This window comes from Kordiimonas marina, from assembly GCF_023006325.1.
In the GTDB taxonomy this organism is placed as follows: domain Bacteria; phylum Pseudomonadota; class Alphaproteobacteria; order Sphingomonadales; family Kordiimonadaceae; genus Kordiimonas; species Kordiimonas marina.
Genome location: NZ_JAINDF010000001.1, coordinates 548,873 through 562,780, shown reverse-complemented (window position 1 = coordinate 562,780; position 13,908 = coordinate 548,873). Strand labels below are relative to the sequence as shown.

Here is a 13,908-nt window from a genome sequence, read left to right as displayed (position 1 = left end):
CAACAAAACACCGCAGGGTGATTTGGCCGGGATGCCTGAAGTAGAGTTGTTTATTAACTTTCTCAGGGAGAGTTTCTGATGAAACTTGCGGTTCTTCGGGAAGGGCGGGACGCTGAAAAGCGTGTTGCGGCTACCCCCGAAACAGTCAAGAAACTGAAAGGCCTGGGCTTCGAAGTGTCGGTGGAAACCTGCGCCGGCGCCTTGGCCCATATACCGGACAGTGCCTATACGGGCGCGGGCGCGATTATCGACCCCGACCTGGAAACGACCTTGAAGGATGCCGATGTCATCCTGTCAGTCCAGGGGCTGGAGGCAGCCGATGCTGCCAAGGCCAAGAAGGGCGCGGCGCTTATCGCCATCCTCAATCCATTCCAGGAACGGGGCCGGATAAAGGCCTATGCCGATGCCGGGCTTATGGCGTTCGCGATGGAGTTCGTGCCCCGTATTACCCGGGCGCAGACCATGGACGTGCTCTCAAGCCAGTCCAACCTCGCGGGCTATAAGGCGGTTCTCGATGCAGCCTATGAATATGGCCGCGCTTTTCCGATGATGATGACGGCGGCAGGGACCGTGCCGCCTGCCAAGGTGATGATCATGGGGGCCGGTGTCGCCGGGCTTCAGGCCATCGCCACCGCCAAGCGCCTCGGGGCTATCGTCAGTGCGACCGATGTGCGCCCGGTGGCCAAGGAACAGGTGGAATCCCTCGGCGGCAAGTTCGTCATGGTCGAGGATGAGGAAACCAAGGCCGCGGAAACCGAAGGCGGCTACGCCAAGGAAATGAGCGACGAATATAAGGCCAAGCAGGCGGCCCTGATCGCCGAAACGCTGACCAAGCAGGATATCGTCATCACCACCGCGCTCATCCCGGGCCGCAAGGCGCCGGTCCTCATCACCGAGGACATGGTCAAGACCATGAAGCCGGGCAGCGTGATCGTCGATCTCGCCGTGGAATCCGGCGGCAACTGCGAACTGTCGAAACCCGGTGAGGTGGTCGAAGCCTTCGGCGTCAAGATCATCGGGCACAAGAATGTGCCGTCGCGGCTCGCCGCCGATAGCTCGGCGCTTTATGCCCGCAACCTGGTTCATTTCATCACGCCGCACGTGACCGAAGGCGCGCTTGTCTTCGACTTCGAAGATCAGATCATCGCCGACACGTTGGTCACCAAGGATGGTGCCATCGTGAACGACCGGCTGAAGGAGGGTGAATAAGATGCATGAGATACTGGTTAATCCGTTCATTCAGGAATTCACCGTCTTCGTGCTGGCGATCTTCGTCGGCTATTATGTGGTCTGGTCGGTGACGCCCGCCCTGCACACGCCTTTGATGAGCGTGACCAACGCCATCTCGAGCGTGATCATCGTCGGGGCGCTTATCGCTGCGGGGCCTGAAGGCTTCAGCATCTCCAAGCTTTTGGGGGCGATCGCCATCGGGCTTGCCGCGGTCAATATCTTCGGCGGTTTCGCCGTGACCGCGCGGATGCTCGCCATGTACAAGAAAAAGAAATAGGGAGGCCTGAATGACACAAGCTCACGCCGACCTGACGGCCGTCGCGTATCTCGTCGCTGCCGTTCTTTTCATCCTGGCGCTTCGGGGGCTTTCGAGCCCGGAGACCAGCCGCAAAGGCAATATCTTCGGCATGATCGGCATGATCATCGCCATCGTTACCACGGTCATGAACCCCGAAGTGGTGTCCTATGACTGGATCATCGGCGCCATCGTCATCGGCGGCAGCATCGGCTTCGTCACCGCGCGCAAGATCGCCATGACGGCGATGCCGCAGCTGGTTGCCGCGTTCCACAGCCTTGTCGGCCTCGCCGCCGTCTGCGTGGCCGCCAGCGCCTACCTGCACCCCTCGGCCTTCGGCATCGCCGACGCCATGGGGCAGATTTTCACCTCGTCCAAGATCGAGATGAGCCTGGGGATCGCCATTGGTGCCATCACTTTCTCAGGCTCGGTGATCGCCTTTGCGAAACTAAACGGTAATATGTCGGGCGCGCCGATCATGCTGCCGGCACGCCATCTCATCAACCTGGCGTTCGCGGCCGGGATCATTGGCGGCCTGGCCTGGTTTGTTACCGACCAGGGCGCGATGGTGGGTGGTGTGCCGATCTTCTGGATCATTACCGCACTCAGCTTTGTAATCGGCTTCCTGCTTATCATCCCGATTGGCGGAGCGGACATGCCGGTGGTGGTCTCGATGCTCAACAGCTATTCGGGCTGGGCGGCGGCTGGTATCGGCTTCACGCTCCATAACACCGCGCTTATCGTCACTGGGGCACTTGTGGGCTCATCGGGGGCGATCCTCAGCTACATCATGTGTAAAGGCATGAACCGGAGCTTCATCTCCGTCATCCTAGGCGGTTTCGGGACCGACACGACTGCGGCTGCGGTGGCCGGTGCGGAACAGCGACCGGTCAAGCGGGGCTCGGCCGAGGATGCCGCCTTCATCATGCAGAATGCTTCCAAGGTCATCATCGTGCCCGGTTACGGCATGGCGGTGGCGCAGGCGCAGCACGCGCTCAAGGAAATGGCGGATATGCTGAAGGCAGAAGGCGTGGAGGTGAAATATGCCATCCACCCGGTCGCAGGCCGGATGCCGGGGCATATGAACGTGCTGCTGGCTGAAGCCAACGTGCCCTATGACGAAGTGTTCGAGCTTGAGGACATCAACAGCGAGTTCGCGCAGGCCGATGTCGCCTATGTGATCGGTGCCAACGATGTCACCAACCCTGCCGCGAAGACCGACCCGCAAAGCCCGATCTTCGGGATGCCGGTCCTCGATGTCGAAAAGGCCAAGACCGTGCTGTTCATCAAACGCTCGATGGGCTCCGGCTACGCGGGTGTCGAAAACGAGCTCTTCTTCCGGGACAACACCATGATGCTGTTCTCGGACGCCAAGAAGATGACGGAAGAGATCGTCAAGGCGCTGCACTGAGCTTGAGCAGACACTTATCAGTCCTTCACCCCGGAAAGTCCGTCTTTCCGGGGTTTCTCTTGCCTGACGGGCGGGTTCAGCAAGCGTTCAGCTTGTTTGGCGGATAGTATGGCGATGGAATGAGAGACCAACGGAGGGTGATGTGATGAACAAGACTATCAAGCGCCAGGGCCGGAAAGGGGTAACCCGGACACTGGCCGTTGCTATCGGCCTTTCCGCCATGGCTTACAGTGCGCCCGCCTTCGCGGACGTCGACATTCAGTTTTCCGACCAGTTGGCCACATATATGGGCGATATCGACAGGGCGGAGAAGGACCATGAGAAGGTCTTCCGCAAATACCGGGTTGAAAGCAGCAGCTACGGCCTCAAGCCGCGGGCTGGCGTGAACAAAAGCCGCCGCAGCCAGATAGAATGGGCCAACGAACGCCTGTTCCCCAATGTTGACGATTATAATGTCGAAGCCCTGTTCACGGCGATGCTGGACCGTGGTCTCAAGGCGGCGGACCCGAATTTTGCAGGTAAGCTGGTGGTGAGCATCAACAAGATGCGCATCAGCGATTTTCCGGTGGCCGTCATCCGGCTTTCGCACCGCAGCCAGATCAGCGGCACCGTCAAGGTCTATGATGCCAGCGGCAAGCTGGTGGCGGACCATAAGGTGACGACGTCGCTGCATCCCAAACGGCTGGCCGCCGCAATCTATAAAGGGCCGGATTATGCCTATGCTCCGCTGGCGCAGAGCACGCGCGTCGGTCCCTTGGCCGCCCAGTTCACCGAGAAGGTGTTGGAAACGCTTTACCCGAAATATGATGCGCCGGGGCCGGTCATCATCAACTGAGCCGGTAGCGTTTCTGCAGCAAGAAAGCCCTCTGCCACTACGGCGGAGGGCTTTGCTTTTGAGGGAAGTAGGGGCGGGCAGCTCCGGGCCATCAGAGCCGCCCGCCAGGAAAGCGCCGCTGTCAGGCCGGCGCCGGTGTCAGGCAATTGCAGCAGACGGATATTGCCTGACGGGTATGGTATGGCATAGTCGCAATTAATAATCAATCGCAAAATAAAGGGGCCGGAAAGACCGATCGGCCCGGAACGGCGTTGGCTCTGGCTCTGACGCTGGTTCTGGGCCCGCGCAGGTTCAGCTAGCGTTCAGTTTGTTTGTCTGAAACTATAGGCTGTGAGCTGGCAAACCATGGGGGACAAAGGTATGGGGCGGACACTCGCACTCAGGGCAAACTGGCGGACGGCTCTTATGCTGTCCCTGGTCATGGGTCTTTCCGGGATGGCTTTGTCGAGCCCGGCGTCGGCCGAAGTTCAGGTCGAATTCGTCGGCTATCTGGCCCGGTATATGGGCGATATCAGCCGTATCGATGCGCGCCGGGAAAAATCCTTCCGGCAATATCGGTCAGAAAGAAGTGCCGGCGATGTCCCGGTCATCACCAAACGGCCGCCGGACAGGACCGACAAGACCGACTGGGCCAATGAGCGCCTGTTCCCCAACCTGGCGGACTATAACGTGCCGGACCTGTTCATGAAGATGCTTGAGCGCGGCCTCAAGGCGGCGGACCCGGGCTTCAAGGGCAAGCTTGTTGTCTCGATCGACAAGATGAAGATTGGGGATTTTTCGGTCGCGGTCATTCGGGCGTCCCGCCGGACGCAGATGGCGGCCACGGTGTCGCTTTATGACGCGAACGGCAAGCTGGTCAAAAGACAGCGGGTCGTCACCTCATTGCACCCGAAGCATTGGGGCCTAGGCCCCTATGCCGGGCCGGACTATGCCTATGCGCCGGGTGCGTTCAATACGCGTGTCGGCCCGCTGGCGGCCCAGTTTACCGAGGCGGTTCTGGAAACGCTCTATCCCAAGTATGACGCACCGGGGCCGATTTCGGTCAGGCCACGCTGAGCCTATTCGCGGACGGCTTTCGGCGGCCAGGGCACGAAGGCACTGGTCCTCGCGGCATAGTCTTCATAGCCCGGGCGGCTTTTCCTGAGCCCGCGTTCCAGAAGCGGCACCCCCGACCATTTCATCAGCATGAAGGTCATCAGCGCCGGGGCATAGAGCGCATACAGGTCATGGCCGATCAGCCACAAGCCCCACCACATACAGGCATCGCCGAAATAGTTGGGGTGGCGGGTATAGGCCCATACGCCCCTATCCAGCACTTTGCCCGCGTTCGCCGGATCGGCCCGGAAGCGGCTCAGTTGCCAGTCGCCGGTCCATTCGAAGAAGATGCCGACGGCCCAGATAAGCGCGCCTGCGACCACCCAGGCATCCAGCCCGCGGGCGGGGGCGGCCATCAAGGTAAAGGTCGGGGCGCTGATCAGCAGGATCAGGACGCCCTGCAGTAAGAACACCATTTCAAGCGTGAACAGATGGCGCCGGAAGCCGGTACGGGCGCCGATGATCCGCGTGTAGCGTTTGTCCTCACCGTCAGCCAGGTAACGGCTGAGCAGATAAGCCGACAGCCGAAGCGCCCACAGGCCTAAAAGCAGCATGTAAAGCTTCTGGGCCAGCCCCATCTCTGCCCCGGCCATGGTGACTTGGCGTTCCATGCAAACGGCAGCGACCTGAACGAAGCCCATGCCCCAATAGGCATCGATGAAGCTGACAGTCCCCGTCTTAAGGCTGATCAGCCACAGGATCAGCATGACGGCAAAAAGCACAAGGCTGGCCGTAATGATCATATCCATCATGGTGTATCTCCCCTTATCCCACCCCTATCATGCCAGACTGGCCTTGGATGTAGTACGAAACTTTCAGCTTTTAAGATCAGGCCGCCCACATGAAAGTGACGAAGTTTCTTTGTGGTCTGCCCCATGTCGCGTTATATGGGGGCGGGAAGGGAGCACTATGCGCGAACAGGCCACGATCATTGATTTTCTCGGCGCCAGCCTTAAGGGGCTGGAAGCGACGGGGCGTGCCGTCTTGACCCCGTCTCAGCAGAAAGTGGCGGATGAAATTGCCGCAGCACTTGATGTCGCCCTTCAAAACATGGTGCGGGACCTGGAAGGCGTTGCCTCCTGCCAGCAGGACGATGAGACCGGTGCGGAGGATGAACCCCTGCCGCCGTTCGAAGGATTCTGTATGGGCATGAAGCGGATCGGCGCCACCCTGCTGCCGCATCTCGTTTCCGAATTCCGCGCCTTGTGTGCCCAGCGTAACCTGCCGACCGCACCCTTTTCCTGGATCATCCGCGCGCGGGCGGATGCCTTCGTCGCCTACCTCTTACAGATCGCGCAGGTGCATGGGCTTGCGCTCGATGGCAACCTGGAACGCGTTGGCAAGAATGAACAAATCGTACTGGCGCATCTGGGCGCGGACCTCCGTGTCCTGATGCAGCGCGAGCTGGACAGCCTGCTGTAAGTTGCGTTCAGCTTCGGTTCAGCCTTCGCCGCCTATGGTGTCAGGAAAGCGGCATAGTCACAGGAAAAGACGATGAAGTTTAGGGTAATTGGTTCCGCCATTTTGATGATCGCATTAGCGGCGACCTCCGCTTCCGCCGAAGGCAAAATGGAAAAACGGGCGAAAGAACATCTCGCCAAAATCATGCAGAAATATGAAAAAACGGGCGAGACCAAACATTGTGTCCCGCTCCGTTTCCTGCGGGATTCTTCCATCATCGATGATCAGACCATCTTTTTTTCGGGCCTTGGCAATATCGCCTACATGAACCGCCTGCCGCACGCATGTCCGCGGCTCGCCCAGGAAGGGCGCTTTGCCTACAAGGTCTGGATCGGTCAGCTTTGCAGCACCGATATCATCACCGTACTCGACAGCTTTGGCCGCGAATGGGCCAGCTGTGGCCTTGGCCAGTTCGAGGTGATGAAGCGAAAGCCGAAGGGTGACGATGCCAAGAAGGGTGAGGATAAAGGGGCCGGACAAGACGGAGAGGCCGACGCCAACAAATAGGCTGGCTCCTGCGGGCATGCACCGCGCGTGACAGGCAGGGCCGACAGGAAAGGTGAGACAATGATTAACAAGATGATCGTTTCATGTGTAGCTGGCGTTGCCTTTGCCATGACCGCCGGAACCGCTTTCGCAGATGACGGTAAACAGGACAAGGACAAACCTGCAGCCACTGCCACGGCAAAAGAACCGACGACCCGCGCCGAAAAGCGGATGGCCGATCTCATGAAAAAATATGAGCTGACGGGGGCAGTAAGATCCTGCATTCCAATCGGTCATATGCGGGATTCGAACGTGATCGACGATCAGACGATCTTTTTCCGCACGTCAGCAGGCACTGGATATCTGAACCGCCTGCCGAACAAGTGCCCTCGGCTCGGGTTTGAACGCCGCTTCATGTACAAAACCTCGATGAGCCAGCTTTGCAGCCTGGATATCATTACCGTGCTCGACAGCTCGGCCAACCAATGGGCCAGCTGTGGGCTAGGCAAGTTCGAGGAAATGAAACGTAAAGACACCAAGGACACCAAGGAAAAATAAACCTTGGTTCCACTTCTGCCGCCTGAAATAGGGCGAAAATCCGCGCCTGGGACGGCTTGTCGCAGGCGCCGGGCGATTTATCGCAATCAAGTTTCATGACCGCGACTGTGGGGTCATACCGCTAAGGGTGAGATAAAAAAACACTCTCGGCGAGGACCCTACTCATGAAACTGACAGAAAAGAGCCTGAAGAATCCGGCCGCTGTCATCGTGATAACGATGATGGCGCTTGTCTTGGGCGGCGTGATGCTTTTCCGCCTGCCCGTCCAGCTTTTCCCGGACATCGACCGCCCGCAATTGGGCATCTTCACCAGTTGGCGCGCTGCCAGCCCGGGGGAGATCGAATCCGAGATCAATGACCCCATCGAGGAGGTCATGCAGGGGCTGACCGGCATTCATGAGATGCGGTCCTATTCCAACTCCGGCTCCGGCTTCATTTCACTTGAGTTCAACCTGGGCACCAACATGGACCGGGCGCTCATCGATGTGATCAGCCGCCTCAATCGCCTGCGCCCGTTGCCGGCTGATGCCGAACGCCCGCAGGTGCTGATGAACGGCGGCAACAATCAGGGCGAAACGCTGATCTATCTGTTCAGTCAGTTCGAGAAGAACAGCAAGCTGAAGCCCGCTGAATATACCACCTTCATCGAGGACAAAGTGGTCCCCCAGCTAGAATCCGTGCCGGGGGTGGCGCGTGTCGATGTGCAGTCCTACGGCAGCGGCAACCAGCTCCAGATCGAGTTTGACGCTGTCCGCGCGGCCCAGCTTGGTATCGATATCACCAACCTCGCCGGCAGGATCGGCCGCACCACCGATACCTCGGGCGGCTATATGGATGTCGGCCGCAGGCGTTATCTCCTCAACTTCAAAGGCCGGTATGAGCCCGATGAACTTCGGAACCTTATTCTCGACTGGCGGGACGGCAAGCCTGTGCACCTCGGTGATATCGCCACCGTCCGGGTGGCGCCGCCCAAGCCGACGCAGGTGGTTTACCAGAATGGCAACCCGGCCATCGGCATGCAGGTGATGAAGGAATCCGGCGCCAACGTGCTTGCGACCATCGACAAGCTTACCGAGAAGGTGAATGAGCTCAATGCCGGGCTTCTGGCGGGCAAGGGCATCAAGATCGAGAAATCCTTCGACCCATCTGTCTTCATCAACCGGGCGATCAACCTGCTCATGGGCAACCTGATGGCCGGGGTGGTGCTGGCCATCGCCGTCCTATGGTGGTTCCTGCGTCATGCCCGCGCGACGCTTCTGATCGCCATGACCATTCCCGTGTGTTTGCTCACCACCGTCATCGTGCTCGCGCTTTTCGGCCGAACCGTGAACGTGATCTCGCTCGCCGGGATGGCGTTCGCGACCGGCATGGTGCTGGATGCCGCCATCGTGGTGCTTGAGAATATCGTCCGGCTTCGGGAGCGCGGTGAAAAGCCAGGCGTGGCCTCGCTCCTCGGTGCCTCGCAGGTGTGGGGCGCGCTCTTGGCGTCGACCGCGACGACGGTGGCGATTTTCGTGCCGATCCTGTTCCTGAAGGACGTGGAAGGCCAGTTGTTCGCCGACCTTGCGCTTACCATCGCCATCGGGGTCGCCATATCGCTTATCGTGGCGGTGACCATCCTGCCGGTTGCGGCCGAGCACTGGCTCAAGAAGCTGCCGATGGGGGATGAAAACAGCCCGCGCACCAAACGTTTTGCGGCGGGCCTCATGAAGCTCACCGGCACACCCACGCGGCGGATCGCGCTCGTGACCGGGCTTGTGGCGGGCTCCGGTCTCCTCAGCTGGGCGCTTCTGCCGAACCTCAACTATCTGCCGCCTGTGAAGCGCGACGCGGTTGATGCCTTCATGCAGTTCCCGTCGGGCGCCAACGCCAAGACGGTGGATAAGGAAATCGCCCAGGTGATCAACAAGCGGCTCGAACCCTATATGAAGGGGGAGAAGGAACCCGCGCTCAGGAACTATTACATCATCACCTTCCCGAACGGGCAGGGCGGGACCCTCGGCATCCGCGCCAAGGACCAGTCCAAGGTTGGTGAGCTTGAAAAGCTGGTGAAGGAGAAGATCCTGGCTGGCTTCCCGGATGTGCAGGTGTTCGCCCAGCAGGGCAATCTGTTCGGCGGCTTCGGCGGCAACGGGGCGGTTGAGCTCAATATCCAGTCCCGTGACCTGGATGCGCTCAGGAACGCCACGGCCAAGACCATGCAGCTGATCGCTGACGCCATCCCAGGTGCGCAGGCCCGGCCGAACCCGGACCCGAACGTCATCTCGCCCGAATTGGACATCAAACCCAACGACCGGCGGCTGGCGGAAGTCGGCTACACCCGTGACGATGCCGCCCGGATCGTCCGCGCGGTGGGCGACGGCCTGTGGCTCGGCCAGTATTTTGACGGCGAAAAGCGCATGGACATGATCCTGAAATCGCAGGACTGGTCTGACCCCGAAAAGCTCGCCAGTATCCCGATCGCGACGCCGCGTGGCGGCACCGTGCCGCTCGGGGACCTGGTGACCATCAAACGCGGGGTCGGCCCCACCACCATCCAGCGGCTGGACCGCAAGCGCACCATCAGCTTCAACATCAACCAGCCGGACGGTATGGCGCTTGAGGACATGATCCATATCCTCAAGGACAAGGTGGAACCGCAAATCCGTCCGCTTCTGCCCTCTGATGCCGTGATCAGCTATGGCGGCAGCGCCGACGCGCTCGCCCGCGCGGTCGGGTCGCTCACGCTCAACTTCGTGCTGGCGCTCGGGCTATTGTTCATGATCCTGGCGGCGCTGTTCCGTTCGCCAAAGGATGCGATCATGGTGGTCATCACCATCCCGCTCGCCACCGTCGGCGGGGTGCTGGCGCTGAGGCTTCTGAACCTGTTCGCCTTCGCGCCGCTCGACCTCCTGACCATGATCGGCTTCATCATCCTTCTGGGTCTTGTGGTCAATAACGCCATCCTGCTGGTGGCGCAGACCCGCCAGGGCGAGGCCGAGGGCATGAGCCGGGATGAGGCGATCGAACGCGCGGTCTCCCTGCGCCTCAGGCCCATCCTGATGAGCACGCTGACCTCCATCATGGGCATGCTGCCCTTGGTGCTGTTCCCCGGCGCGGGCAGTGCCATCTACCGCGGGATGGCGACAACGATCGTCGGCGGCATGAGCGTGTCGACCCTGTTCACGCTGGTACTGCTGCCATGCCTGCTGCGTTTTGGTGAATTTGGTGCGCTGACCAGCTTCATCGCGCGCCTTCTGGGCCGCCGCAAATTGCGGCCCGCAGAATGAGACAACGCTGAATAATATAACAATGCGAGGAAAGACCATGTTGAACACACAGACAGAAAAAGGCGTTCGCCCGCGTGGCCTGATGGCCGCGGCCCTTCTGGCGGCGGGACTGATGACAGTGCCTGCCACAGCCCAAGAGCAGCCAAGGCCCGCACTGGTTGAGGTGGCAACCGCCCACGCGGCGATGATGGCGCCTGAAACCTATGTGCCTGGTACGGTGGTCAGCCGGAACGACAGCCGTATCGCCGCGCAGATTTCAGGCCAGATCACCTGGGTCGCGCCCGAAGGCACGCTGGTGAAGACCGGGGAGCCAATCGCCCGCATCGATGACCGGAACCTGAAGCTGACGCTCGCGCGCGGCAAATCCCAGGTACGGCGGCTTGAGGCCCGGCTTGACTATCTCCGCGCCGACCTCAAACGCCAAACCGAACTGGCGGCGCGGGGCAGCGCGCCCGCAAGCCGGCTTGAGGAAGCCCAAAGCACGCTTGAGATGACCCAGGAGGAACTGGCGCAGGCCCGCGTTGCCGTAACCCAGGCTGAAACCGACCTTGACCGCGCCACCGTGCGCGCGCCTTTCCCGGGCCGGGTTGTCGCCCGCCTGTCGCAGATCGGGGAATATGCTTCCCCCGGCGCGCAGATCGTCCGGCTGGTGGATACCGAGCATCTTGAAGTGTCGGCCCAGGCCCCGGTGACGCTGGCGGCGCTTCTGAAAGATGGGCAGGCCGTCCACCTCCGGCATGACAGCCAGGTGATGCCGACCCATATCCGCGCGCTGATCCCGGTGGGCGATACGGTCAGCCGGACGTTGCAGCTTCGCGTGGCGCTGCCGAAGGGCGCTTATGTGGTGGGGTCCGCCGTGCAGGTCGGTGTGCCGTCCGAAGCGGCTGAGCATGTGGTCGCCGTGCCGCGTGATGCGCTGGTGCTTAGGCGGGAAGGCACCTATGTCTTCCGCCTCAAGGGCGACAATACCGCCGAACGCGTGACGGTTTCGACCGGTGCTGCGGTCGGTGACGAGGTCGCGGTCGCGGGCGATATTGCCGACGGCGACCGTGTCGTGGTCCGGGGCGGGGAACGCCTGCGGTCGGGCCAGCCGGTGAAACTGAAGGAACCCATATCGGCCGATGCGGCTGCTCCGACAGGGGCGAGCTTATAAGACCCCTGTGTTTTGAGTGACTTGATGAACGATACGTCAAAAAACATGGTTGGCAGCGGGCGTGCAGACACCCATAATGCCCCTGCGTCTCACCGGGCGCAGGGTCTTGGCGGTCAGGCTTTCGCCGATCCTGTACCTGATCTCGGTTGGGTCATGGATAAGGCGGGGGCAGGGCCGAGTATGGACAATCTTTTTGGCAGCAAGGAACGCACTTTCTGGATTTTCCAGATTGTTGGCTGGATCGGCTACAGCTTCGTCCGCATGTTCCAGTGGATGGTCAACGGCTGGGACTTCGAGCAATATTTCACCATGGTGCTGGCCGCGACGCTGATCGGTTTTGTCATGACCGTCGGTCTCCGCTACCTGTATCAGCGCGTGCAGAATATGAACCTGATCGCCGTTCTGGTGACGGTCTTTATCGCGAGCGGTATCCTCGGCGCCTTCTATTCCGCGGGCGAATTGATGATCCAGCCCTATGTGATGCCGGGGCTGGAGCCCTACCGCGGCTTGCAGCGGCTCGGCAACGCCATGTTTGAATCGACCGTGCTGTTCGCCTGGTCGTCCATTTATTTCGGCTATCATTATTACCGCGGCTTTCAGGAACAGCAGGCGCAGGCCCTGAAGGCGACGGCGATGGCGCACCAGGCGCAGCTGAAGATGCTCAGGTACCAGTTGAACCCGCACTTCCTGTTCAATACCCTGAATGCCATTTCGACACTGGTGCTGGACCAGTCGGTCACCGACGCCAACAAGATGCTGACCAAGCTGTCGTCCTTCCTGCGCTACACGCTCGTCAACCAGCCGACCCACCGGGTGACGCTGGAGCAGGAGCTTTATGCGCTCGAGCTCTATCTCGAAATCGAGAAGGTCCGGTTCGGCGACCGCTTGCACCTGGAATTCGATATTGAGGAGAGGGCCAAGTCGGCGCTGATCCCCAGCCTGCTTCTTCAGCCCTTGATCGAAAACGCCATCAAATATGCCGTCGCCCCGGCTGAGGAAGGCGGCAGCGTTTCGGTGTCGGCCCGTGTTGAGGGCGACAAGCTTAAGGTCGTGCTGGCGGACACGGGGCCGGGCCTGCCGGACATCAATAATATCGTCAGCCAGTCGGGGTCCGGTGTTGGTATCGTCAACACCAAGGAACGGCTGTTGCAGATTTACGGCAGCGACTACCGCTTTATCCTGCAGAACCTTACCCCCTCTGGCCTATCCATCACCATCGTCATACCATGTGAACATGAGAAGCGGGCGCTGAAACCCTCCGAGAAGCCCGCCCGGAAAAACGAAGCTGGGAGACTACGGACATGAGCAAAATCAGAACGTTGTTGGTCGATGACGAACCGCTGGCCGTGCGCGGCCTGACCATCCGCCTTGAAGCGTTTGATGATATCGACATTGTCGGCACGGCGTCGAACGGGCGGGAGGCCGTCCGCCTCATCAAGGAACTGAAGCCCGACCTTGTGTTCCTGGATATCCAGATGCCGGGGTTCGATGGCTTTTCGGTGCTGCGCTCGCTGGTGGGCGAGGCGGAAATCCCGCTTGTGGTGTTCGTCACCGCCTATGACCAATATGCGCTCGACGCGTTCGAGGCCCATGCGCTCGATTATCTCCTTAAACCGGTGGAGGAGGAGCGGCTCGCCGAAGCCCTCACCCGCGTGCGGGACGCCATCAGCCAGCGCCTCGCCATCGAACAGAATGCCAAGCTGGTGGAGCTGATCGAAGGCATGGACAGCCCGCCCAAGGAGGCGCTGACCGCCATTCTGGAGAAACCGGTCGAGCATCATGACCAGCGCTTTGATCCGCACCTCCGCATCAAGGACCGCGGGCACATCACCATCGTCGATATCGCCGATGTCGAATATATCGACGCGGCGGGCGACTATATGTGCATCCATGTCGGCGACAAGACGCACATCCTGCGTGAGACCATGAAGACCATGGAAAAACGGCTGGACCCCAAGGTGTTCCAGCGCGTGCACCGCTCCACCATCGTCAACCTCGATCAGGTCAAGGAAGTGCGCCCGCACTCGAACGGCGAATGCTTCCTGACGCTCAGAAGCGGCACCGAACTGAAGGTCAGCCGCTCCTACAAGGACGTCATCGGGCGGTTCCTTTAGG

Annotated in this window: 13 protein-coding genes; 12 read left to right on the top strand and 1 reads right to left on the bottom strand. The window is 60.5% G+C overall.

Going from position 1 to position 13,908, the window contains the following annotated elements; genetic code table 11:
- The first annotated feature begins 78 nt into the window (after positions 1-78).
- From K6118_RS02565 to K6118_RS02545, 5 genes are all read left to right on the top strand, one after another.
- Positions 79-1,209 carry a Re/Si-specific NAD(P)(+) transhydrogenase subunit alpha gene (locus K6118_RS02565; protein ID WP_247118647.1) on the top strand — a complete coding sequence of 377 codons (1,131 nt, stop codon included), beginning with the start codon at positions 79-81 and terminating at the stop codon, positions 1,207-1,209.
- A gap of 1 nt (position 1,210) precedes the next feature.
- Complete coding sequence (locus K6118_RS02560; protein ID WP_247118646.1) at positions 1,211-1,507, top strand: proton-translocating transhydrogenase family protein; 297 nt, start codon at positions 1,211-1,213, stop codon at positions 1,505-1,507.
- A 10-nt stretch (positions 1,508-1,517) separates the two neighbouring features.
- Complete coding sequence (locus K6118_RS02555; protein WP_247118645.1) at positions 1,518-2,936, top strand: NAD(P)(+) transhydrogenase (Re/Si-specific) subunit beta; 1,419 nt, start codon at positions 1,518-1,520, stop codon at positions 2,934-2,936.
- A gap of 142 nt (positions 2,937-3,078) precedes the next feature.
- Positions 3,079-3,771, top strand: coding sequence for a hypothetical protein (locus K6118_RS02550; protein WP_247118644.1), 693 nt, complete (start codon positions 3,079-3,081; stop codon positions 3,769-3,771).
- A 360-nt stretch (positions 3,772-4,131) separates the two neighbouring features.
- Positions 4,132-4,827, top strand: coding sequence for a hypothetical protein (locus tag K6118_RS02545; protein ID WP_247118643.1), 696 nt, complete (start codon positions 4,132-4,134; stop codon positions 4,825-4,827).
- A gap of 2 nt (positions 4,828-4,829) precedes the next feature.
- On the opposite strand, the gene K6118_RS02540 is transcribed toward K6118_RS02545, so the two are convergent.
- Positions 4,830-5,618, bottom strand: coding sequence for a DUF1295 domain-containing protein (locus K6118_RS02540; RefSeq protein WP_247118642.1), 789 nt, complete (start codon positions 5,616-5,618; stop codon positions 4,830-4,832).
- A 157-nt stretch (positions 5,619-5,775) separates the two neighbouring features.
- On the opposite strand from K6118_RS02540, the gene K6118_RS02535 reads away from it, so the two are divergent.
- The 7 genes from K6118_RS02535 to K6118_RS02505 all read left to right on the top strand — a co-directional run bounded on the left by K6118_RS02535 (position 5,776) and on the right by K6118_RS02505 (position 13,907).
- The gene (locus K6118_RS02535; RefSeq protein WP_247118641.1) at positions 5,776-6,288 is read left to right on the top strand and encodes a hypothetical protein; all 513 of its coding nucleotides are present in this window, start codon (positions 5,776-5,778) and stop codon (positions 6,286-6,288) included.
- Positions 6,289-6,360: 72 nt separating this feature from the next.
- Entirely contained in the window at positions 6,361-6,834 is a 474-nt protein-coding gene (locus K6118_RS02530; RefSeq protein ID WP_247118640.1) for a hypothetical protein, read from the top strand.
- A 60-nt stretch (positions 6,835-6,894) separates the two neighbouring features.
- On the top strand, positions 6,895-7,371 hold the full coding sequence (locus tag K6118_RS02525; protein ID WP_247118639.1) for a DUF6491 family protein: 477 nt from the start codon (positions 6,895-6,897) through the stop codon (positions 7,369-7,371).
- 164 nt (positions 7,372-7,535) lie between these two features.
- On the top strand, positions 7,536-10,640 hold the full coding sequence (locus K6118_RS02520) for an efflux RND transporter permease subunit (protein ID WP_247118638.1): 3,105 nt from the start codon (positions 7,536-7,538) through the stop codon (positions 10,638-10,640).
- 37 nt (positions 10,641-10,677) lie between these two features.
- Complete coding sequence (locus K6118_RS02515) at positions 10,678-11,793, top strand: efflux RND transporter periplasmic adaptor subunit (protein ID WP_247118637.1); 1,116 nt, start codon at positions 10,678-10,680, stop codon at positions 11,791-11,793.
- A 24-nt stretch (positions 11,794-11,817) separates the two neighbouring features.
- On the top strand, positions 11,818-13,098 hold the full coding sequence (locus K6118_RS02510; RefSeq protein ID WP_247118636.1) for a sensor histidine kinase: 1,281 nt from the start codon (positions 11,818-11,820) through the stop codon (positions 13,096-13,098).
- A complete protein-coding gene (locus K6118_RS02505) occupies positions 13,095-13,907 on the top strand; it encodes a LytR/AlgR family response regulator transcription factor (RefSeq protein WP_247118635.1) in 813 nt (270 codons plus the stop codon). The genes K6118_RS02510 and K6118_RS02505 overlap by 4 nt, the downstream gene beginning before the upstream one ends.
- Position 13,908: the final 1 nt, after the last annotated feature.